General features: G+C 57.2%; 19 protein-coding genes and 1 other RNA gene. 15 read left to right on the forward strand and 5 right to left on the reverse strand.

Annotation, left to right across the window (positions count from 1 at the left end; genetic code table 11):
• Nucleotides 1-9: 9 nt before the first annotated feature.
• Nucleotides 10-768 (reverse strand): metalloprotease LoiP, encoded by a 759-nt coding sequence (locus tag KB892_RS02650; RefSeq protein ID WP_004151780.1) that lies wholly within the window; start codon nucleotides 766-768, stop codon nucleotides 10-12.
• A 278-nt stretch (nucleotides 769-1046) separates the two neighbouring features.
• Between KB892_RS02650 and tkt the strand changes: the two genes are divergently transcribed.
• From tkt to KB892_RS02685, 7 genes are all read left to right on the forward strand, one after another.
• Nucleotides 1047-3038: a transketolase gene (gene tkt / locus KB892_RS02655; protein WP_002916513.1), complete on the forward strand. Its 1992-nt coding sequence runs from the start codon at nucleotides 1047-1049 to the stop codon at nucleotides 3036-3038.
• A 385-nt stretch (nucleotides 3039-3423) separates the two neighbouring features.
• Nucleotides 3424-4452 carry an erythrose-4-phosphate dehydrogenase gene (epd, locus tag KB892_RS02660; RefSeq protein WP_002916512.1) on the forward strand — a complete coding sequence of 343 codons (1029 nt, stop codon included), beginning with the start codon at nucleotides 3424-3426 and terminating at the stop codon, nucleotides 4450-4452.
• A gap of 39 nt (nucleotides 4453-4491) precedes the next feature.
• Complete coding sequence (gene pgk / locus KB892_RS02665; protein WP_002916508.1) at nucleotides 4492-5655, forward strand: phosphoglycerate kinase; 1164 nt, start codon at nucleotides 4492-4494, stop codon at nucleotides 5653-5655.
• Nucleotides 5656-5752: 97 nt separating this feature from the next.
• Nucleotides 5753-6832 (forward strand): class II fructose-bisphosphate aldolase, encoded by a 1080-nt coding sequence (fbaA, locus tag KB892_RS02670; RefSeq protein ID WP_002916505.1) that lies wholly within the window; start codon nucleotides 5753-5755, stop codon nucleotides 6830-6832.
• 190 nt (nucleotides 6833-7022) lie between these two features.
• The gene (locus tag KB892_RS02675) at nucleotides 7023-7880 is read left to right on the forward strand and encodes a small-conductance mechanosensitive channel MscS (RefSeq protein WP_002916504.1); all 858 of its coding nucleotides are present in this window, start codon (nucleotides 7023-7025) and stop codon (nucleotides 7878-7880) included.
• A gap of 151 nt (nucleotides 7881-8031) precedes the next feature.
• Nucleotides 8032-8667, forward strand: a complete 636-nt coding sequence (gene argO, locus KB892_RS02680; RefSeq protein WP_002916502.1) for an arginine exporter ArgO — start codon at nucleotides 8032-8034, stop codon at nucleotides 8665-8667.
• A gap of 89 nt (nucleotides 8668-8756) precedes the next feature.
• Entirely contained in the window at nucleotides 8757-9524 is a 768-nt protein-coding gene (locus KB892_RS02685) for an oxidative stress defense protein (RefSeq protein ID WP_002916499.1), read from the forward strand.
• 53 nt (nucleotides 9525-9577) lie between these two features.
• Here KB892_RS02685 and argP read toward each other — a convergent pair whose 3' ends face one another.
• Complete coding sequence (gene argP / locus KB892_RS02690) at nucleotides 9578-10471, reverse strand: DNA-binding transcriptional regulator ArgP (protein WP_002916497.1); 894 nt, start codon at nucleotides 10469-10471, stop codon at nucleotides 9578-9580.
• Nucleotides 10472-10638: 167 nt separating this feature from the next.
• Between argP and rpiA the strand changes: the two genes are divergently transcribed.
• Together rpiA and serA are read left to right on the forward strand one after the other, a co-directional pair.
• Nucleotides 10639-11298, forward strand: coding sequence for a ribose-5-phosphate isomerase RpiA (rpiA, locus tag KB892_RS02695; protein ID WP_002916495.1), 660 nt, complete (start codon nucleotides 10639-10641; stop codon nucleotides 11296-11298).
• Nucleotides 11299-11567: 269 nt separating this feature from the next.
• Complete coding sequence (gene serA, locus KB892_RS02700) at nucleotides 11568-12800, forward strand: phosphoglycerate dehydrogenase (protein ID WP_002916493.1); 1233 nt, start codon at nucleotides 11568-11570, stop codon at nucleotides 12798-12800.
• 83 nt (nucleotides 12801-12883) lie between these two features.
• On the opposite strand, the gene KB892_RS02705 is transcribed toward serA, so the two are convergent.
• The 3 genes from KB892_RS02705 to zapA all read right to left on the reverse strand — a co-directional run bounded on the left by KB892_RS02705 (nucleotide 12884) and on the right by zapA (nucleotide 14133).
• Nucleotides 12884-13480: a 5-formyltetrahydrofolate cyclo-ligase gene (locus KB892_RS02705; RefSeq protein WP_002916490.1), complete on the reverse strand. Its 597-nt coding sequence runs from the start codon at nucleotides 13478-13480 to the stop codon at nucleotides 12884-12886.
• A 98-nt stretch (nucleotides 13481-13578) separates the two neighbouring features.
• A non-coding RNA gene (gene ssrS, locus KB892_RS02710) (6S RNA) lies at nucleotides 13579-13762 on the reverse strand.
• 41 nt (nucleotides 13763-13803) lie between these two features.
• Nucleotides 13804-14133, reverse strand: a complete 330-nt coding sequence (zapA, locus tag KB892_RS02715) for a cell division protein ZapA (protein ID WP_002916488.1) — start codon at nucleotides 14131-14133, stop codon at nucleotides 13804-13806.
• A 166-nt stretch (nucleotides 14134-14299) separates the two neighbouring features.
• On the opposite strand from zapA, the gene KB892_RS02720 reads away from it, so the two are divergent.
• From KB892_RS02720 to gcvH, 6 genes are all read left to right on the forward strand, one after another.
• Nucleotides 14300-14878 carry a YecA/YgfB family protein gene (locus KB892_RS02720; RefSeq protein ID WP_002916486.1) on the forward strand — a complete coding sequence of 193 codons (579 nt, stop codon included), beginning with the start codon at nucleotides 14300-14302 and terminating at the stop codon, nucleotides 14876-14878.
• A 23-nt stretch (nucleotides 14879-14901) separates the two neighbouring features.
• Entirely contained in the window at nucleotides 14902-16218 is a 1317-nt protein-coding gene (gene pepP / locus KB892_RS02725) for a Xaa-Pro aminopeptidase (RefSeq protein WP_002916483.1), read from the forward strand.
• Nucleotides 16215-17393: a 2-octaprenyl-6-methoxyphenyl hydroxylase gene (ubiH, locus tag KB892_RS02730; protein WP_002916482.1), complete on the forward strand. Its 1179-nt coding sequence runs from the start codon at nucleotides 16215-16217 to the stop codon at nucleotides 17391-17393. The genes pepP and ubiH overlap by 4 nt, the downstream gene beginning before the upstream one ends.
• A 10-nt stretch (nucleotides 17394-17403) precedes the next feature.
• The gene (ubiI, locus tag KB892_RS02735; RefSeq protein WP_002916481.1) at nucleotides 17404-18606 is read left to right on the forward strand and encodes an FAD-dependent 2-octaprenylphenol hydroxylase; all 1203 of its coding nucleotides are present in this window, start codon (nucleotides 17404-17406) and stop codon (nucleotides 18604-18606) included.
• Between the two features lie 422 nt (nucleotides 18607-19028).
• A complete protein-coding gene (gcvT, locus tag KB892_RS02740) occupies nucleotides 19029-20123 on the forward strand; it encodes a glycine cleavage system aminomethyltransferase GcvT (RefSeq protein ID WP_002916480.1) in 1095 nt (364 codons plus the stop codon).
• A 24-nt stretch (nucleotides 20124-20147) separates the two neighbouring features.
• A complete protein-coding gene (gcvH, locus tag KB892_RS02745; RefSeq protein WP_002916479.1) occupies nucleotides 20148-20537 on the forward strand; it encodes a glycine cleavage system protein GcvH in 390 nt (129 codons plus the stop codon).
• Nucleotides 20538-20545: the final 8 nt, after the last annotated feature.

Below are 20545 nucleotides of genomic sequence, written 5' to 3' on the forward strand. Positions count from 1 at the left end.
CGCTGTCGCTTATTTAATGCCGTCGGCCTTCATGCGATCGCGAATATGCTGCGCGCGGGCTTCCGATGCCGGGTGATCGTCAAACATAGAGCTCTGACGGCCGGCTTCCAGCTTGGCCAGTTTCTCGAAGCTGGTGGCCAGTCCCGACGGATTGATACCGCGCTTACGCAGCAGGTCGTAAGAGTAGTCATCCGCTTCCGATTCCTGACGCTGGGAGAACTGCGAGTTCACCAGTTTTTCGCCCAGATCGCCCAACTGAGACTGCGACAGGCTACCGACGATACCGCCCGCGGAGGCCGCCGCCGCACGCACAGCGTTGGTACCCAGGGCGACCTGCATGCCTTTCTTCACGTGGCCCAGCGCGACGTGGCCCATTTCGTGGCCGATCACCGCCTCGACTTCATTATCGTTCATCAGATCCATCAGCCCGCTGTAGACGCGGATGCAGCCGTTGGCCATGGCGAAGGCGTTGACATCCTTGGTCTCATAGACCTTGTAGTTCACGGGCTGACCATTGATGTTATCGCCCAGCGCAGCCGCGATTTTGTTCAGCCGCTGGCTGTATTCACTGTTGGCCGGGGCGATTTTCGCTTTGGCGTCCATCTCTTTACAGGCCTGGTCGCTTAAGGTTTTCACCTGCGCGTCGCTGAGAGAGTATGCCTGGAAGGCTTCGGCGCCTGAGCTGAGCAGACCGTTGGAGTCCATGTTCTGACATCCGGTGAGGGTTGCTGCGATCCCAAGAGCAAGTACGGTTGAGCGAATTTTCATTTTTATCTTCCACAATCTTATGGTTGTTTATCCGAAAATACGGCGACGGCAGGGAACCGTATTCTGCGTAAATTATAAAGAGTATCGCAGGATGCGGGCGAGCGGATTCCGGCGTAGCACAACCTGTTCCAGAGATTTCTTAAAGGGCAAAAGGATGCTCCATGTACATGACTTGTCGCTTGGGTTACATTGTTCACACTTTTTTCCGGCGTAGCCCAAAACGCGCTCTCGTCAAGTCGTTAAGGGCATGGCCTTCAACAGTCCGAACTGGAGTCAAAATGTCCTCACGTAAAGAGCTTGCTAACGCTATTCGTGCGCTGAGCATGGACGCTGTACAGAAAGCCAAATCCGGCCACCCGGGGGCCCCGATGGGTATGGCTGACATTGCCGAAGTGCTGTGGCGTGATTTCCTGAACCATAACCCGAACAATCCGGCCTGGGCTGACCGTGACCGTTTTGTGTTGTCAAATGGCCATGGTTCGATGCTGATTTACAGCCTGCTGCACCTCACTGGCTACGATCTGCCGATTGAAGAGCTGAAAAACTTCCGCCAGCTGCACTCCAAAACCCCGGGTCACCCGGAAGTCGGCTACACCGCAGGCGTGGAAACCACCACCGGTCCGCTGGGCCAGGGTATCGCTAACGCGGTCGGGATGGCTATCGCCGAGAAAACCCTGGCGGCGCAGTTCAACCGTCCGGGACACGATATCGTCGACCACTACACCTACGCCTTCATGGGCGACGGCTGCATGATGGAAGGCATTTCTCACGAAGTGTGCTCCCTGGCCGGTACCCTGAAACTGGGTAAACTGGTGGCGTTCTATGATGACAACGGCATCTCTATCGACGGCCACGTTGAAGGCTGGTTCACCGATGACACCGCGAAACGCTTTGAAGCCTACGGCTGGCACGTGGTGCGCGGCGTGGACGGTCACGACGCTGACGCCATCAAACGCGCGGTAGAAGAAGCGCGGGCGGTCACCGACAAACCGTCCCTGCTGATGTGCAAGACCATCATCGGTTTCGGTTCGCCGAACAAAGCCGGCACCCACGACTCCCACGGCGCGCCGCTGGGCGACGCCGAAATCGCCCTGACCCGCGAAGCGCTGGGCTGGAAACACGCGCCGTTTGACATCCCGTCTGACATCTATGCCCAGTGGGATGCCAAAGAAGCCGGCCAGGCGAAAGAAGCCGCATGGAACGAGAAGTTTGCGGCTTACGCCAAAGCCTTCCCGCAGGAAGCAGCCGAATTCACCCGCCGTATGAAAGGCGAGATGCCGTCTGACTTCGACGCGAAAGCTAACGAGTTCATCGCGAAGCTGCAGGCCAACCCGGCGAAAATCGCCAGCCGTAAAGCCTCGCAGAACGCCATCGAAGCTTTCGGCCCGCTGCTGCCGGAATTCCTCGGCGGCTCCGCAGATCTCGCGCCGTCCAACCTGACCCTGTGGTCTGGCTCTAAGCCGATCAACGAAGACGCTGCCGGGAACTACATCCACTACGGCGTGCGCGAGTTCGGTATGACCGCTATCGCCAACGGTATCGCGCTGCACGGCGGCTTCCTGCCGTACACCTCCACCTTCCTGATGTTCGTGGAATACGCGCGTAACGCGGTACGTATGGCCGCGCTGATGAAACAGCGTCAGGTGATGGTCTACACCCACGACTCGATCGGTCTGGGCGAAGACGGCCCGACTCACCAGCCGGTAGAGCAGGTGGCTTCCCTGCGCGTGACCCCGAACATGTCCACCTGGCGTCCGTGTGACCAGGTTGAATCCGCGATTGCGTGGAAATATGGCGTGGAGCGTCAGGACGGCCCGACCGCGCTGATCCTCTCCCGTCAGAACCTGGCGCAGCAGGAGCGTACCGCAGAGCAGCTGGCGAACGTGGCCCGCGGCGGTTATGTGCTGAAAGATTGCGCCGGCCAGCCGGAGCTGATCTTCATCGCCACCGGTTCAGAAGTGGAGCTGGCGGTTGCCGCATGGGACAAACTGACTGCCGAAGGCGTGAAGGCGCGCGTGGTTTCCATGCCGTCCACCGACGCGTTCGACAAGCAGGATGCGGCTTATCGCGAATCCGTACTGCCGAAAGACGTGACCGCGCGCGTTGCCGTGGAAGCGGGTATCGCTGACTACTGGTTCAAATACGTTGGCCTGAACGGCGCTATCGTTGGCATGACCACCTTCGGTGAGTCTGCGCCGGCTGAGCAGCTGTTCGAGGAGTTCGGCTTCACCGTTGATAACGTGGTTGCTAAAGCGAAAGCGCTGCTGTAATCGCTGGTACGGTGCGGGCTGATGCCCTCACCCCAACCCTCTCCCACAGGAGAGGGTGCCAACACCAAAAACGGTAACCCCTGGGTTACCGTTTTGCTTTTATCTCGCCACCCGGCTTTTTTGTATCTGCTATTCCTGAACCATGTAATACGGTTGTAAATTATTCCAGCAAAAATGTGATGTGAGTCATATAGCTGGTTTATTGCGCTGGACAAACATTCCTTTTATTCCTCATTTCGCTTATTCTAGCTGAAGCGTTTCAGTCGTTTAAATGTTCGACAATTAATCAATCAGTCGCAGTTTGCAGCTGGTAAGGTTCCCCTCAGAGCGTTGCTGGATTACTCTGTCAGCCACCTCATAACAGGGACAGCCTTGCAGGAGATCTATGACCATTCGCATCGCGATTAATGGCTTCGGTCGCATTGGACGCAACGTGGTTCGTGCTCTATATGAATCCGGGCGTCGTGCGGAAATCACCGTGGTGGCAATCAATGAGCTGGCGGATGCCGCGGGCATCGCGCATTTATTGAAATATGACACCAGCCATGGCCGTTTCGCCTGGGATGTCCGTCAGGAGCGCGAGCAGCTGTTTGTTGGCGACGATGCCATCCGTCTGCTGCATGAGCCGACCATTGCGGCGTTGCCCTGGCGCGAACTGGCGGTGGACGTCGTGCTTGACTGTACCGGCGTATACGGGAGTCGTGAACACGGTGAAGCCCATCTTCAGGCGGGGGCGAAAAAAGTGCTCTTTTCCCACCCCGGCGGCAACGACCTCGACGCGACGGTGGTGTACGGCGTAAATCAGGATGAACTTCGCGCCGGGCATCGCATTGTCTCCAACGCCTCCTGCACCACCAACTGCATTATTCCGATCATTAAACTGCTCGATGACGCCTATGGCATTGAGTCCGGCACCGTCACCACCATTCACTCGGCGATGCATGACCAGCAGGTGATTGACGCTTATCATCCGGATCTGCGGCGTACCCGCGCGGCCAGCCAGTCGATCATTCCGGTGGATACCAAACTGGCGGCAGGGATCACCCGTATTTTTCCGCAATTTAACGACCGTTTTGAAGCGATTGCCGTGCGGGTGCCGACGATTAACGTGACGGCAATTGACCTGAGCGTGACGGTGAAAAAACCGGTAAAAGCATGTGAAGTCAACCAGTTGCTGCAAAAAGCAGCACAAGGTGCATTTCATGGTATAGTTGACTATACGGAATTACCGTTGGTCTCGACAGATTTTAACCACGATCCGCACAGCGCCATCGTCGATGGTACGCAAACCCGGGTCAGTGGCGCGCATCTGATCAAAACGCTGGTCTGGTGCGATAACGAATGGGGCTTTGCTAACCGAATGCTCGACACGACGTTAGCGATGGCGGCTATTGGTTTCAGGTTCGACGCGTAAACGTCGACAAAACTTTATGAATCAACGAGAGGATTCACCATGTCTGTAATTAAGATGACCGATCTGGATCTGGCTGGTAAACGCGTTTTTATCCGTGCGGATCTGAACGTACCAGTTAAAGACGGGAAAGTAACCAGCGACGCACGTATCCGTGCATCTCTGCCGACCATTGAACTGGCGCTGAAGCAGGGCGCGAAAGTCATGGTTACTTCTCACCTGGGTCGTCCGACCGAAGGCGAGTACAACGAAGAATTCTCTCTGCTGCCGGTTGTTAATTACCTGAAAGACAAACTGTCCAACCCGGTACGCCTGGTTAAAGACTACCTGGACGGCGTGGAAGTGGCTGCCGGTGAACTGGTGGTGCTGGAAAACGTTCGCTTCAACAAAGGCGAGAAAAAAGACGACGAAGAACTGTCTAAGAAATACGCTGCGCTGTGCGACGTGTTCGTGATGGACGCTTTCGGTACTGCGCACCGCGCGCAGGCTTCCACCCACGGCATCGGCAAATTTGCTGACGTGGCGTGCGCAGGCCCGCTGCTGGCCGCTGAACTGGACGCGCTGGGTAAAGCGCTGAAAGAGCCAGCTCGTCCGATGGTCGCTATCGTTGGTGGTTCTAAAGTGTCCACCAAACTGACCGTTCTGGATTCCCTGTCTAAAATCGCTGACCAGCTGATCGTGGGCGGCGGTATCGCTAACACCTTCGTTGCCGCTCAGGGCCACAACGTCGGTAAATCCCTGTACGAAGCAGATCTGGTTGATGAAGCCAAGCGCCTGCTGGGCACCTGCGATATCCCGGTTCCGACCGACGTTCGCGTAGCGACCGAGTTCTCCGAAACCGCAACGGCAACCCTGAAGTCTGTTAACGACATCAAAGATGACGAGCAGATTCTGGACCTTGGCGACGTTTCCGCACAGAAACTGGCTGAAATCCTGAAGAACGCCAAAACCATCCTGTGGAACGGCCCGGTTGGCGTATTCGAATTCCCTAACTTCCGTAAAGGGACTGAAATCGTGGCTAACGCTATCGCGGACAGCGAAGGTTTCTCCATCGCCGGCGGCGGTGACACCCTGGCAGCGATCGACCTGTTCGGCATCGCTGACAAAATTTCCTACATCTCCACTGGCGGCGGCGCATTCCTTGAATTCGTCGAAGGCAAAGTCCTGCCGGCAGTAGCGATGCTCGAAGAGCGCGCTAAGCAGTAATTCAGTTCAGGCGGGGAAACCCGCCTGTTTTTCAGCGCGCTTAAGGGCTCGCGAACCTTCTTCAACGGTCGAAGATACAGATACAGGACTAAGTAACATGTCTAAAATTTTTGATTTCGTAAAACCGGGCGTCATCACTGGCGACGACGTTCAGAAAGTGTTCCAGGTAGCGAAAGAAAACAACTTTGCACTGCCGGCGGTAAACTGCGTAGGTACTGATTCCATCAACGCCGTTCTGGAAGCTGCAGCGAAAGTTCGCTCTCCGGTTATCGTTCAGTTCTCTAACGGCGGCGCAGCGTTCATCGCAGGTAAAGGCGTGAAAACTGACGTTCCTCAGGGTGCTGCTATCCTCGGCGCTATCTCTGGCGCCCACCACGTGCACCAGATGGCTGAACACTACGGCGTGCCGGTTATCCTGCACACTGACCACTGCGCGAAGAAACTGCTGCCGTGGATCGACGGCCTGCTGGACGCCGGTGAAAAACACTTCGCCGCTACTGGCAAACCGCTGTTCTCTTCCCACATGATCGACCTGTCTGAAGAGTCCCTGCACGAAAACATCGAGATCTGCTCCAAGTACCTGGCTCGCATGTCCAAAATGGGCATGACCCTGGAAATCGAACTGGGCTGCACCGGCGGTGAAGAAGACGGCGTGGATAACAGCCACATGGACGCTTCCGCCCTGTACACCCAGCCGGAAGACGTGGATTACGCCTACACCGAGCTGAGCAAAATCAGCCCGCGTTTCACCATCGCCGCTTCCTTCGGTAACGTACACGGCGTGTACAAACCAGGTAACGTAGTTCTGACCCCGACCATCCTGCGCGACTCTCAGGAATATGTTTCCAAGAAACACAACCTGCCGCACAACAGCCTGAACTTCGTGTTCCACGGCGGTTCCGGTTCTTCCGCTCAGGAAATCAAAGACTCCGTCAGCTACGGCGTGGTGAAAATGAACATTGATACCGACACCCAATGGGCAACCTGGGACGGTATCCTGCAGTATTACAAAGCGAACGAAGCTTACCTGCAGGGCCAGCTGGGCAACCCGAAAGGCGAAGACCAGCCGAACAAGAAATACTACGACCCGCGCGTATGGCTGCGTGCTGCCCAGACTTCCATGGTGACTCGTCTGGAGCAGGCATTTAAAGAGCTGAACGCGATCGACGTTCTGTAAGAAAAATCTGTTTCTTACCTGGAAGCCCGCAGCAATGCGGGCTTTTTTATTATCTTAACAACAGGATAGCGTGGCAGAAAACTGTGATCCATTTGGCAAAACGTGCACTTATTGTTTACCCTATAACCTGACTGCCCTGTCGCAGGCTGAGTTATTTACTTTCCCCCAGGGGATTCATAAGGAATGTTAAATGGAAGATTTGAACGTTGTCGATAGCATCAACCACGCCGGGACGTGGCTGGCACGCAATCAGGAGCTGCTGCTGAGCTATGCCGTCAACATCGTCGCGGCTATCGCTATCCTGATCGTCGGGATGATCGTGGCGCGCGTCGTCTCTAATACCGTCAACCGCCTGATGCTGGCGCGTAAAATTGACGCTACCGTGGCCGATTTTCTCTCTGCGCTGGTGCGCTATGCGGTTATCGCCTTTACGCTGATTGCCGCCCTGGGGCGGGTAGGCGTGCAGACCGCCTCGGTGATTGCGGTGCTGGGTGCTGCCGGTTTGGCGGTGGGTTTAGCGCTGCAGGGATCGCTGTCGAACCTTGCCGCAGGCGTACTGCTGGTGATGTTCCGCCCGTTCCGCGCTGGCGAGTATGTCGACCTTGGCGGCGTGGCAGGTACGGTGTTGAACGTGCAGATTTTCTCCACCACCCTGCGTACCGCGGACGGTAAGGTAGTGGTGGTCCCGAACGGGAAAATCATCGCCGGCAATATCATTAACTTCTCCCGGGAGCCTGCGCGTCGCAATGAGTTTATTATCGGCGTCGCTTACGATGCTGATATCGACAAGGTAAAGCAGCTGCTGACCTCGATTATCGAATCTGACGATCGAATTCTGCGCGATCGGGAAATGACCGTTCGTCTGAACGAACTCGGCGCCTCGTCGGTGAACTTCGTGGTGCGCGTGTGGAGCAAAAGCAGCGATCTGCAAAACGTCTACTGGGATATCCTCGAGCGTATCAAGCGTGAATTTGACGCCAACGGCATCAGCTTCCCTTACCCGCAGATGGATGTTCATGTGGTGCGCCTGCCGGAAAAAGCAGAGTAAACCGCCTCTCAATAACTCAGGCCGGCCATGCCGGCCTTTTTCAATAGCTCATCATTAGTTGTTCTAATTAATGATTAATTATTTAAATTTCCGCTAATAATTCATTCACGCTATAGTCAGCGCCACTCTCGAACTCAGCGGATAAATCCTTATGTTTACTTATTACTTTCAGGGGCTTGCCCTGGGAGCGGCTATGATATTGCCGCTTGGCCCACAAAATGCCTTTGTGATAAATCAGGGGATCCGTCGTCAGTATCATCTGATGATTGCCCTGCTATGCGCGGTCAGCGACTTGCTGTTAATCTGCGCTGGCATTTTCGGCGGTAGCGCACTGCTGATGCAATCCCCGTGGCTGCTGGCGCTAGTGACCTGGGGCGGCGTGGCCTTTTTGCTGTGGTATGGCTTCGGCGCATTGAAAACGGCGTTCAGTCAGAGTCTTGAACTCGCCAATGCAGAGGTAATGCAGCAGGGGCGCTGGAAAATCATTATCACCATGCTGGCGGTGACCTGGCTTAACCCGCACGTTTATCTGGACACCTTTGTGGTGTTAGGCAGTCTGGGAGGTCAGCTGGCGGTGGAGCCGAAGCGCTGGTTTGCGCTAGGGACCATTAGCGCCTCTTTCCTGTGGTTCTTTGGCCTGGCGCTGTTAGCCGCCTGGCTGGCGCCGCGACTGCGTACCGCCAGAGCCCAGCGGATCATCAATATTGTGGTCGGCGCCGTCATGTGGTTTATTGCGTTTCAGCTGGCAAGAGAAGGCGTCAGCCATATCCAGGCGTTGCTTAACTAAGCGTTGTCCGATGGACTTTCCTGCTGTACGCGCTAAGCTTGCTGGCATGCGTCCCGTAAGGGCGATTTAAGTAACATGGAGAAACGACAGTGAAGTTAAAAGTCTTAGCCCTGGCGGCAACACTCGGATTGACCACGATGGCGGCACAGGCCAGCGAATTGCCGGATGGCCCGCACATTGTGACTTCAGGCACAGCAAGCGTTGCCGCGGTTCCGGACATCGCCACCCTGGCGATCGAAGTGAACGTGTCGGCAAAAGACGCCGCGTCGGCAAAAAAACAGGCTGACGATCGCGTTGCGCAATATCTCTCTTTCCTCGAAAAGAGCGGTATTGCTAAAAAGGACATCAACTCGGCGAATCTGCGTACCCAGCCTGATTACGACTATCAGAACGGGAAAAGCATTCTGAAAGGCTATCGCGCGGTGCGCACAGTGGAAGTGACCTTGCGCCAGCTGGATAAACTCAACGGTCTGCTGGATGGCGCCCTGAAAGCGGGTCTCAACGAGATTCGCTCCGTCTCGCTGGGCGTTGCGCAACCGGACGCCTACAAAGATAAAGCGCGTAAAGCGGCGATCGACGACGCCGTGCATCAGGCGCAGGAGCTGGCCGCAGGCTTCCACAGCAAGCTGGGTCCGGTGTACAGCGTGCGCTACCATGTCTCCAACTATCAGCCGAGCCCGATGGTTCGCATGATGAAGGCTGCTGACGCTGCGCCGGTTTCTGCCCAGGAAACCTACGAGCAGGCGACTATCCAGTTTGACGACCAGGTCGATGTAGTCTTTGAGCTGCAGCCGGCGCAAGCCGCTGCTCCAGCCACCCCGGCGAAACCGGCGGAAACGCCGAAACCGGCCCAGTAAGCGATAGAAACAAAAAAGCCACTTCAGCGAAGTGGCTTTTTTATGCCCGCGGTTTAATCCTGACGCAGCACCTTGTGTCCGTAGTCAATGAGCGCATCGGTCACCCGGCGCATCATGCGGCTTTCCGGGGCGAAGCGGTGCCAGTAGAGCATGCGGCGCTGGAACAGGCCCGGGGTGAGATCGATAAGTTCGCCGCTGTTGAGCTCTTTTTCGATCTGCAGATGCGGGATCATACAGCAGGTGGTGCCCTGGCGCGCCAGCTGCACGAAAGCTTCCGACGAGTTGACGATGTGGCAGGGGACGCTGCCCGGCGGCAGGTCGAAGTTTTGCTGCAGGAACGCCTGATGCATATCGTCCAGATGGTCGAAGGCGACGACTGGCGCCTTAAGCAGCGCCGAACGCGTCACGCCATTCGGGAAATAGCGTTGCGCAAACTCTTTTGATGCGACAAACAGGTAATCGAGCGCCCCCAGCTGATCCACCAGGCAGCTTGGCAGCGCCTGCGGCTGGATACTCACTGCGCCCACTACTTCGCCACGGCGCAGGCGCTCCTGGGTGCGGGTTTCATCTTCCACCTGCAGGTTGAGACGAATAGGGGAGTCTGACAGAACGTTGGCCAGCGCCGGCAGCAGCCAGGTCGCCAGACTGTCGGCGTTCACCGCCAGCGACAGCAGCAGCGGCGTCGAGCCGGTTTGTTCATCGCCCAGCCACTCTTCCTCCAGCAGTTCAACCTGGCGCAACAGAGCCAGCAGTTTCTGTCCTTGCTCGGTGGGGCGCGGCGGCACGGTACGCACCAGCAGCGGCTGGCCGAACATATTTTCCAGCTGCTTAATACGCTGTGAGACGGCGGACTGGGTAATACATAGCTTCTGCGCGGCGCGCTCAAATCCTCGTTCCCTAATCACCGCATCCAGCGCTTGTAGTGTCCTGTAGTCCGGTCGTTTCATTATTCTGGCGTGCCCCCATAACTAATCGTTATCTCGCACTATGACATAAATTTTTATTTGATACAGACGAAATTGGTCTGTTCAGTTGTGTGATCTGCATCGCAGGGACATTTCCACTATCGATGTTCTATAATGCGCCACAGGCATTCACATCTCGGACCAGAATTATGACGCAGGATGAACTGAAAAAAGCGGTAGGTTGGGCAGCACTGCAATATGTACAGCCAGGGACTATTGTCGGCGTAGGCACCGGCTCGACGGCGGCCCATTTTATTGACGCGCTGGGCACCATGAAGGGGCAGATCGAAGGGGCGGTTTCCAGCTCCGACGCCTCCACCGAGAAGCTGAAAAGCCTCGGGATCACCGTCTTCGATCTTAACAGCGTCGATCGCCTGGGGATCTATGTTGACGGCGCGGATGAGATCAACGGCCATATGCAGATGATCAAAGGCGGCGGCGCGGCGCTGACCCGTGAAAAGATCATCGCCTCGGTCGCGGATAAATTTATCTGCATCGCCGACGCCTCCAAGCAGGTCGATATTCTGGGCAAGTTCCCGCTGCCGGTGGAAGTCATTCCGATGGCGCGCAGCGCCGTGGCGCGTCAGCTGGTCAAGCTGGGCGGCCGTCCAGAGTACCGTCAGGGCGTGGTGACCGATAACGGCAACGTGATCCTTGACGTGCACGGCCTGGAAATTCTCGATGCGATCGCGCTGGAAAACGCGATCAACGGTATTCCTGGCGTTGTCACCGTGGGGCTGTTCGCCAACCGTGGCGCCGACGTGGCGCTGATTGGTACTGCCGACGGCGTGAAGACCATCGTAAAATAGTCTGTCCGCAGGGAGCCGACCGGCTCCCTCGCAAATATTTTTTCACCAGGTGCAATTTGGTGACTTCTGTCACATTTATGCAACCATTCTGATTTACACGCTACCATTTCTTCTCTTTCTGGTGTTTTGTCCTGCGATTTCCCTCTGGATGACATTTCTTCAGGACGGCGACGCAAACGTTCATATTGCCGCGATAGTTTTTTTTGATATGTTGCTGAGACGAACTTTCGTTCAGCACGACATCAGTTAAGACAAAACAGGACGGGGAAATGGCTAAGGTATCACTGGAAAAAGACAAGATTAAATTTCTGCTGGTTGAAGGTGTGCATCAAAAGGCAATCGATAGCCTTCGCGCAGCGGGTTACACCAACATTGAATTTCATAAAGGCGCGCTGGATTCAGAACAGCTGAAAGCGTCGATCCGTGATGCCCATTTCATCGGCCTGCGTTCCCGTACCCATCTGACTGAAGAGATTTTCGCCGCAGCGGAAAAACTGGTTGCCGTCGGTTGCTTCTGCATCGGGACCAACCAGGTCGATCTGAACGCCGCTGCGAAGCGCGGTATTCCGGTGTTTAACGCGCCGTTCTCTAACACCCGCTCGGTGGCCGAGTTGGTGATCGGCGAACTGCTGCTGATGCTGCGCGGCGTGCCGGAAGCCAACGCCAAAGCGCACCGCGGGGTGTGGAACAAGCAGGCGGTCGGCAGCTTCGAAGCGCGTGGTAAAAAGCTGGGCATCATCGGTTACGGCCACATCGGTACCCAGCTTGGCATTCTGGCGGAATCGCTGGGAATGCACGTCTTCTTCTATGATATTGAAAACAAACTGCCGCTCGGCAACGCCACTCAGGTACAGCATCTCTCCGACCTGCTGAACATGAGCGATGTGGTCAGCCTGCACGTGCCGGAAAACGCCTCTACCAAAAATATGATGGGCGCGGAAGAACTGGCGCTGATGAAGCCGGGCGCGCTGCTGATCAACGCCTCCCGCGGTACCGTGGTGGACATTCCGGCGCTATGCGATGCGCTGGCCAGTAAGCATCTGGCCGGGGCGGCTATCGACGTCTTCCCGACTGAACCTGCGACCAACAGCGACCCCTTCACTTCGCCGCTGTGCGAGTTTGATAACGTGATCCTCACACCGCATATCGGTGGCTCCACTCAGGAAGCGCAGGAGAACATCGGTCTGGAAGTAGCTGGCAAGCTGGCGAAATACTCTGACAACGGGTCAACCCTGTCGGCAGTTAACTTCCCGGAAGTTTCTCTACCGCTGCACGGCGGCCGCCGTCTGCTGCATATCCATGAGAACCGACCGGGCGTCCTGACCGCAATCAACCAAATCTTCGCCGCGCAGAGCATCAACATTGCTGCCCAGTATCTGCAAACGTCGCCGCAGATGGGCTACGTGGTGATTGATATTGAAGCGGAGGAAGATGTTGCCCAGCAGGCGCTGCAGGCAATGAAAGCGATCCCGGGGACTATCCGCGCCCGTCTGCTGTTCTAATCATTTTTGCCTCTCGGGCAGGTCGCGTACCTGCCCGTTTTTTTGTTAATACTTTCCAGGCTGAATTTCTCGTCCCCGCGTACCTACCAACACCAGGTTTTTCCCGGGGTGATGACCGCCGGCAGCGGGATATCCCACTCTTCGCTCGGCAGGCTATCCACCTGCTGGCAGTCGTGCGCGTAGCCCACCGGCTGCAGGCGATACTGCTGCCAGTTTTGCAGCGTCCGGTCGTAAAAACCGCCGCCCATTCCCAGCCGTTGGCCACTGACATCGAAGGCCACCAGCGGGGTCACCAGCACATCGAGTTCAGCCAGCGGCAGCACATCCCGCACATCGAGCTTCGGTTCGCGGATCTTCAGGCGATTCACGATCAGTTGGCTCTGCGGATGGTAGTGTAAAAACAGCAGATTGCCGGGGCTAAAGGGATGCAGCACCGGGAGATATACCCGCTTGCCGGCGCGCCAGAGCTGGTCGATCAGCGGCTGGGTGTCCAGCTCGCCGTCAAAGGAGAGAAACAGCGCCACGTTGTGGGCGAGAACTACCGGCGGCCAGGCCATCATCCGCTCGGCGGCCTGTTGGGCAAACAGGCGCTGTTGCTCCGGGCTGAGTGCGCGTCGACGATCGCGGATCTGCTGGCGAATATGCTGACGGGAGAGCAGGGTATCGGGCTGTATAGTCATGCAGGTCTCGTTACGAGCTGGCGAAACAATAGGAGCAAGTGTAATACAGGGCGGCTTCAGCCGAAAACACGTATGGGGGATGATGCGAAGTAAAGAAGGGAATCTCCGAGATGCCGCCGCAGGCTGTAACCCTTGAACCCTTGGTTCAAGGTGAATGTGTCGTCACGGTTTTAAGGCTTCTCGGACGAACCGAGCATGCTCACCAACCGTGGAGCGCCACATTCTTGTGGTATGAAATATCGGCTCAGGGGACTGGCCCGCTTGCAAACATCTCAGAGAAATTTTGTTCTTGCGATTACTCTAACACAGTTAACTGCAAAGTGTTATTCAAACTTCGACCCTGGCTTTTCGCTTATGCGACCTTGCTCAAGCAATGCTTGTTCGATGGTCTGCTGAAGCATGCGAATGCGCTGCTCCATGCTGGAAGCGTAGTCGCGGGTCTTCGCTTTTTCCTGAGTCAACTCATAGCTGATGTTCAACGCCGCGATGAAGACCAGCTGCTCAGTATTTGTGACTCTAGTGCGTTCTTTTAAATCTTGCAACCGCTGATTAAGGTCTTCAGCTGCCTGATTCAGGGCATCCCTTTGTTCAGGCGGGCAATTCACTCGCAGTGAACGGCCGAAAATTTGGAGATCTACGGGTTGTGCAGACATGCCACCTTCCTGCTGATTGACTGCGCTGCCTTCACACCCTGGCCCGGGTCTGCGAAGGGGCGACACTATAGCTACCCTGGTGCGAAGATACAAGCCCTATTCTGGTTCACCAGGGTCCAAAGTGGTAGCATACCATGAATATTCCTCCCAACGATGACGAATGCGCATGTCTATACAGAACGAAATGCCTGGTTACAACGATGTAGACCAGTTACTGAACCAACAAGGGGTAGGTCTCACCCCGGCCGAAATGCACGGTTTGATCAGCGGATTGCTGTGCGGCGGCAACACGGACAGCAGCTGGCAGCCGCTGGTGCACGACCTGACCAACGAAGGTCTCGCCTTTGGCCATGAACTGGCTCAGGCGCTGCGTAACATGCATTCCGCCATCAGCGATTCACTGGATGACGACGGTTTCCTCTTTCAACTGTATCTGCCGGAAGGCGATGCGGTGAGCGTCTTTGACCGTGCCGACGCCCTCGCCGGTTGGGTCAACCACTTCCTGCTTGGTCTTGGCGTTAGCCAGCCGAAGCTGGATAAAGTGAAGGATGAAACCGGGGAAGCGATTGACGATCTGCGTAATATTGCCCAGCTGGGCTACGATGAAGACGAAGATCAGGAAGAGCTGGAGATGTCTCTGGAGGAGATTATCGAGTATGTCCGCGTTGCCGCACTGCTGTGCCACGACACCTTTGCCCGTCAGCAGCCAACCGCACCGGAAGTCCGCAAACCGACATTACACTAACTAAAATTCGTTCAGGGGGCGTCATGACTCAGCAGGAATTTCTATCGCGTCGCCAGACGCTGTTGGCGCAGATGCAGCCAGGCAGCGCGGCGCTGATTTTCGCCGCACCGGAAGCGGTGCGCAGTGCAGATTCGGAATATCCCTACCGGCAGAACAGCGATTTCTGGTACTTCACCGGCTTTAACGAACCGGAAGCGCTGCTGGTGTTGATTAAAAGCGATGAAACCCACAACCATAGCGTGCTGTTCAACCGGGTTCGCGATCTGACCGCTGAGATCTGGTTTGGACGCCGTCTGGGCCAGGAGGCCGCGCCGGCGAAGCTTGGCGTCGACCGGGCGCTGGCGTTCAGCGAAATCAACCAGCAGCTGTATCAGCTGCTCAACGGTCTGGACGCGATCTACTTCGCCCAGGGTGAATATGCCTATGCCGATGAGATTGTGTTCAACGCCCTCGAAAAACTGCGCAAAGGCTCGCGCCAGAATCTGCAGGCGCCGAACTCGGTTATCGACTGGCGGCCCATTGTGCATGAGATGCGCCTGTTTAAATCCGCGGAAGAGCTTGCCGTGATGCGCCGCGCCGGGGAGATCACCGCGCTGGCCCATACCCGGGCGATGGAAAAATGCCGCCCTGGCATGTTCGAATATCAGCTGGAAGGTGAAATTCTCCATGAATTCAACCGCCACGGGGCACGTTTCCCCTCCTATAACACCATCGTTGGCGGCGGCGAAAACGGCTGTATTCTGCACTACACCGAAAACGAATCTGAACTGCGCGACGGCGATTTAGTCCTGATTGACGCCGGCTGCGAGTATCGCGGCTATGCCGGGGACATTACCCGCACCTTCCCGGTAAACGGTAAATTTACCCAGCCGCAGCGCGAGATCTACGACATTGTGCTCGAATCGCTGGAGACCGCGCTGAAACTCTATCGGCCGGGCACCTCGATCTGTCAGGTCAACCAGGAAGTGGTGCGCATTATGATTACCGGCCTGGTGCGGCTGGGGATCCTGAAAGGCGAGATTGACGAGCTTATCGCCAACAACGCCCACCGCCCGTACTTTATGCATGGCCTGAGCCACTGGCTGGGTCTGGATGTGCACGATGTCGGTAATTACGACACCGACCGTTCGCGCGTCCTGGAGCCGGGAATGGTGCTGACCGTCGAGCCAGGACTGTATATCGCCACCGATGCCGACGTGCCGGCGCAGTATCGCGGCATCGGCATCCGTATTGAAGATGACATCGTGATTACCGAAGACGGTAACGAAAATCTCACCGCCGGCGTGGTGAAGAAGGCGGATGAGATCGAGGCGCTGATGGCGGCGGCGCGCCAGTCATGAGCGTGCTGATCGTCGGGGGCGGGATGACCGGCGCGACGCTCGCGCTGGCCATCTCCCGTTTGACTGGCGGCGCGCTGCCGGTCCACCTCATTGAAGCGCAGGATCCGCATTCTTCACGCCACCCTGGCTTTGACGACCGGGCGATCGCCCTGGCTGCGGGCACCTGCCAGCAGCTGGCGCGTATCGGTATCTGGCAACGCCTCGCCGAACGCGCGACGCCCATCCAGCGAGTACACGTCAGCGACCGCGGTCATGCCGGGTTTGTGAATCTGGCGGCCGCGGATTATGGCCTGTCGGCGCTGGGCCAGGTGGTTGAACTCCACGATGTCGGCCAGCGGCTGTTTGGTCTGCTGCGCGAGGCGCCGGGCGTCACGCTGCACTGTCCGGCGAAAGTGGAAGCGGTCAGTCGCAGCCAGGAGAGCGTCAGCCTTACGCTTGAGGGCGGCGAAATCATTAACGGTAAGCTGCTGGTGGCGGCGGACGGTTCCCGTTCGGCACTGGGCGCCCGCTGCGGCATCAGCTGGCAGCAGCAGCCGTATGAGCAGATAGCGATCATTGCTAACGTCAGCACCGCGTTGCCCCACGAAGGTCGCGCCTTCGAGCGCTTTACCGAGCATGGCCCGCTGGCGATGCTGCCGATGTCGCAAGGGCGCTGCTCGCTGGTGTGGTGTCATCCGCAGTCGCGCCGCGATGAGGTGCAGAGCTGGTCTGACGAACGCTTTTGTCAGGAGCTGCAGCAGGCGTTCGGCTGGCGGCTGGGGCGTATTACCCACGCCGGGAAACGCAGCGTCTATCCGCTGGCCCTCACCACCGCCAGCCGCGCGGTGTCGCACCGCCTGGCGCTGGTCGGCAATGCGGCGCAGACGCTGCACCCGATCGCCGGGCAGGGCTTTAATCTCGGCCTGCGCGATGTGATGAGCCTGGCGGAATTACTCGCTGACGCCCATCTCAGCGGCGAAGATGTCGGTCATTATCCGCTGCTGTGCCGCTATCAGGCGCGCAGGGCAGGGGATAAAGCCGCCACCATCGGCGTGACCGATGGGCTGGTGCATCTGTTTGCCAACCGTTGGGCGCCGCTGGTGGCGGGGCGCAACGTCGGTCTGATGGCGATGGAATTATTTACCCCGGCGCGCGATGCGCTGGCGCAGCGTACCCTCGGTTGGGTTCCCCGTTAAGGAGTAGAACGTGCAAAGTGTTGATGTTGCCATTGTTGGCGGTGGAATGGTGGGGCTGGCGGTAGCCTGCGGTCTACAGGGTAGCGGCCTGCGCGTCGCAGTGCTGGAGAAAGCAGAGCCGCGACCGCTGGCCGCCGATGCGCCGCCGGCGCTGCGCGTTTCGGCAATTAATGCCGCCAGCGAAAAGCTGCTGACGAAGCTGGACGTCTGGCGCGAGATCGTCGCCCAGCGGGCCAGCTGCTATCACGGTATGGAAGTATGGGATAAAGACAGCTTTGGCCACATTAGCTTCGATGACCAGAGCATGGGCTTTAGCCACCTTGGCTATATTATCGAAAATGCCGTAGTGCATCATGCATTGTGGCAGAAGGCGCAGCGTTGCGCTGACGTTACCCTGCTGGCTCCGGCGGAACTTCAGCAGGTGGCGTGGGGCGAGAATGAAGCCTTTCTCAGCCTGCAGGACGGCAGCATGCTGACCGCGCGGCTGGTGATCGGCGCCGATGGTGCCAATTCATGGCTGCGCAATAAAGCCGATATTCCGCTGACCTTCTGGGATTACCATCATCATGCGCTGGTGGCGACCATCCGTACCGCTGAGCCGCATCAGGCGGTGGCCCGCCAGGCGTTCCATGGCGACGGGATCCTCGCCTTCCTGCCGCTCAGCGATCCGCACCTGTGCTCGATCGTCTGGTCGCTATCGCCGGGGGAAGCGCAGCGGATGCAGCAGGCTGATGAAACCACCTTCAACCAGGCGCTGAATATCGCGTTCGATAATCGCCTTGGCCTCTGCCAGCTGGCAAGTGAACGTGAAGTTTTCCCGCTGACCGGCCGCTATGCCCGTCAGTTTGCCGCCCACCGGCTGGCGCTGGTCGGCGATGCCGCGCATACCATCCATCCGCTGGCCGGGCAGGGGGTCAACCTCGGTTTTATGGATGCCGCCGAGCTTATTGACGAGCTGAAGCGCCTGCACGCTCAGGGCAAAGATATCGGCCAGCATCTTTATCTGCGCCGCTACGAGCGCAGCCGCAAGCACAGCGCGGCGCTGATGCTGGCGGGCATGCAGGGCTTCCGCGAAATGTTCTCCGGGAGCCATCCGGCGAAGAAATTTCTTCGCGATGTGGGACTCAAACTGGCCGATACGCTGCCTGGCGTGAAACCGCAGCTGATTCGCCAGGCGATGGGCCTCAACGATCTGCCTGCCTGGTTACGTTAACCGCGTCACACTTCTTTCACCCGGCCTGGGCGCCGGGTTTTCCCCCTCATTTGAAATATTCTAATTTCACCTCTTTTTTCGCATTAGATTTATTAATGCGTCCTTTTTTTTGTTAAAGAAATTAGAGCCGTAAAATCGCATAAAACACCATCATTACCTAATTGTCGCGCCGTTAATGTTAATTTTATGTGGCGTAAATCGCTTTTTTCCAGTCAATAACTCTGTAGGCTTTTCGGCGGATTTTAGCCATAAGCTAATGTGATGCCCTGAATGAGCTTATGGTTTAGCGCCGGGTTCGGTGGTAAGTTCAGGCCAAAGAGAACGTTTGCGTCGGCGTCCGTCAGCGATGCCGATGCCGAATTTCGTGGCGCAAAATCGCCGACAATTTCGTGGCTGGTTCCGTTTTATTCGATGAGGAAAAGATGGCTCAACAGACTCCGTTGTATGAACAACACACGCTGTGCGGCGCGCGCATGGTGGATTTCCATGGCTGGATGATGCCGCTGCATTACGGGTCCCAGATTGATGAGCACCATGCGGTGCGCGGCGATGCAGGGATGTTCGATGTGTCGCATATGACCATCGTCGATTTCCACGGCAGCCGGATCCGCGAGTTCTTGCGCTATTTGCTGGCCAACGATGTGGCGAAGCTCACCACCCCAGGCAAAGCGCTCTACACCGGCATGCTGACCGCCTCCGCCGGCGTCATCGACGACCTGATTGTCTATTTCCTTTCTGAAGATTATTTCCGCCTCGTTGTTAACTCCGCCACCCGCGAAAAAGACCTCGCCTGGATCTCCGAACAAGCTGAACCTTACGGCCTTGAAATTACCGTTCGCGACGATCTGTCGCTGATCGCGGTGCAGGGCCCCCAGGCGAAAGCGAAGGCGGCGACGCTGTTTACCGACGCTCAGCGTCAGGCCGTGGAAGGCATGAAGCCGTTCTTCGGCGTGCAGGCCGGCGACCTGTTTATCGCCACCACCGGCTATACCGGCGAAGCGGGTTATGAAATTGCGATGCCGAACGAGCAGGCGGCTGATTTCTGGCGCGGTCTGCTGGACGCTGGCGTTAAGCCGTGCGGTCTTGGGGCGCGCGACACCCTGCGCCTGGAGGCCGGGATGAACCTGTACGGCCAGGAGATGGACGAAGGCGTTTCCCCGCTGGCGGCGAACATGGGCTGGACTATCGCCTGGGAGCCCGCCGATCGTAACTTCATCGGCCGCGAAGCGCTGGAGATGCAGCGCGAAAAAGGCACCGAGCAGCTGGTTGGCCTGGTGATGACCGAGAAAGGCGTCCTGCGCGGTGGTCTGCCGGTCCGTTTTACCGATAGCGACGGTAATCAAAAAGAAGGCATTATCACCAGCGGCACCTTCTCGCCGACGCTGGGCTACAGCATCGCGCTGGCTCGCGTGCCGGCCGGGATTGGCGACACCGCGGTGGTGCAAATCCGTAACCGTGAAATGCCGGTAAAAGTGACTAAACCTGGTTTTGTACGCAATGGCAAAGCCATTGTGTGATTTCCCTTTTTTGGAGATGAATTGATGAGCAACGTACCAGCAGAACTGAAATACAGCAAAGAACACGAGTGGCTGCGTAAAGAAGCGGACGGCACCTATACCGTAGGGATCACCGAGCACGCGCAGGAGCTGCTTGGCGATATGGTTTTCGTTGACCTGCCGGAAGTGGGCGCCACCGTTGAAGCGGGCGCCGATTGCGCGGTTGCCGAATCCGTGAAGGCGGCCTCCGATATCTACGCGCCGATTAGCGGTGAAATCGTTGCCGTCAACGAAGAGCTGAACGACTCTCCGGAACTGGTCAACAGCGACCCGTATACTGACGGCTGGATCTTCAAGATCAAAGCCAGCGACGAAGCGCAGGTTGCCGCGCTGCTGGATGCCGCCGCGTATGAAGCTTTACTGGAAGACGAATAAATACGCTT

This window comes from Klebsiella sp. P1927 (genome assembly GCF_018204675.1).
In the GTDB taxonomy this organism is placed as follows: domain Bacteria; phylum Pseudomonadota; class Gammaproteobacteria; order Enterobacterales; family Enterobacteriaceae; genus Klebsiella; species Klebsiella pneumoniae.

Bases quoted from the DNA above. Each gene is read 5' to 3' on its own strand.
- KB892_RS02650 (WP_004151780.1), bottom strand. From the start codon at position 768: ATGAAAATTCGCTCAACCGTACTTGCTCTTGGGATCGCAGCAACCCTC.
- tkt (WP_002916513.1), top strand. From the start codon at position 1,047: ATGTCCTCACGTAAAGAGCTTGCTAACGCTATTCGTGCGCTGAGCATG.
- epd (WP_002916512.1), top strand. From the start codon at position 3,424: ATGACCATTCGCATCGCGATTAATGGCTTCGGTCGCATTGGACGCAAC.
- pgk (WP_002916508.1), top strand. From the start codon at position 4,492: ATGTCTGTAATTAAGATGACCGATCTGGATCTGGCTGGTAAACGCGTT.
- fbaA (WP_002916505.1), top strand. From the start codon at position 5,753: ATGTCTAAAATTTTTGATTTCGTAAAACCGGGCGTCATCACTGGCGAC.
- KB892_RS02675 (WP_002916504.1), top strand. From the start codon at position 7,023: ATGGAAGATTTGAACGTTGTCGATAGCATCAACCACGCCGGGACGTGG.
- argO (WP_002916502.1), top strand. From the start codon at position 8,032: ATGTTTACTTATTACTTTCAGGGGCTTGCCCTGGGAGCGGCTATGATA.
- argP (WP_002916497.1), bottom strand. From the start codon at position 10,471: ATGAAACGACCGGACTACAGGACACTACAAGCGCTGGATGCGGTGATT.
- rpiA (WP_002916495.1), top strand. From the start codon at position 10,639: ATGACGCAGGATGAACTGAAAAAAGCGGTAGGTTGGGCAGCACTGCAA.
- serA (WP_002916493.1), top strand. From the start codon at position 11,568: ATGGCTAAGGTATCACTGGAAAAAGACAAGATTAAATTTCTGCTGGTT.
- KB892_RS02705 (WP_002916490.1), bottom strand. From the start codon at position 13,480: ATGACTATACAGCCCGATACCCTGCTCTCCCGTCAGCATATTCGCCAG.
- zapA (WP_002916488.1), bottom strand. From the start codon at position 14,133: ATGTCTGCACAACCCGTAGATCTCCAAATTTTCGGCCGTTCACTGCGA.
- KB892_RS02720 (WP_002916486.1), top strand. From the start codon at position 14,300: ATGTCTATACAGAACGAAATGCCTGGTTACAACGATGTAGACCAGTTA.
- pepP (WP_002916483.1), top strand. From the start codon at position 14,902: ATGACTCAGCAGGAATTTCTATCGCGTCGCCAGACGCTGTTGGCGCAG.
- ubiH (WP_002916482.1), top strand. From the start codon at position 16,215: ATGAGCGTGCTGATCGTCGGGGGCGGGATGACCGGCGCGACGCTCGCG.
- gcvT (WP_002916480.1), top strand. From the start codon at position 19,029: ATGGCTCAACAGACTCCGTTGTATGAACAACACACGCTGTGCGGCGCG.
- gcvH (WP_002916479.1), top strand. From the start codon at position 20,148: ATGAGCAACGTACCAGCAGAACTGAAATACAGCAAAGAACACGAGTGG.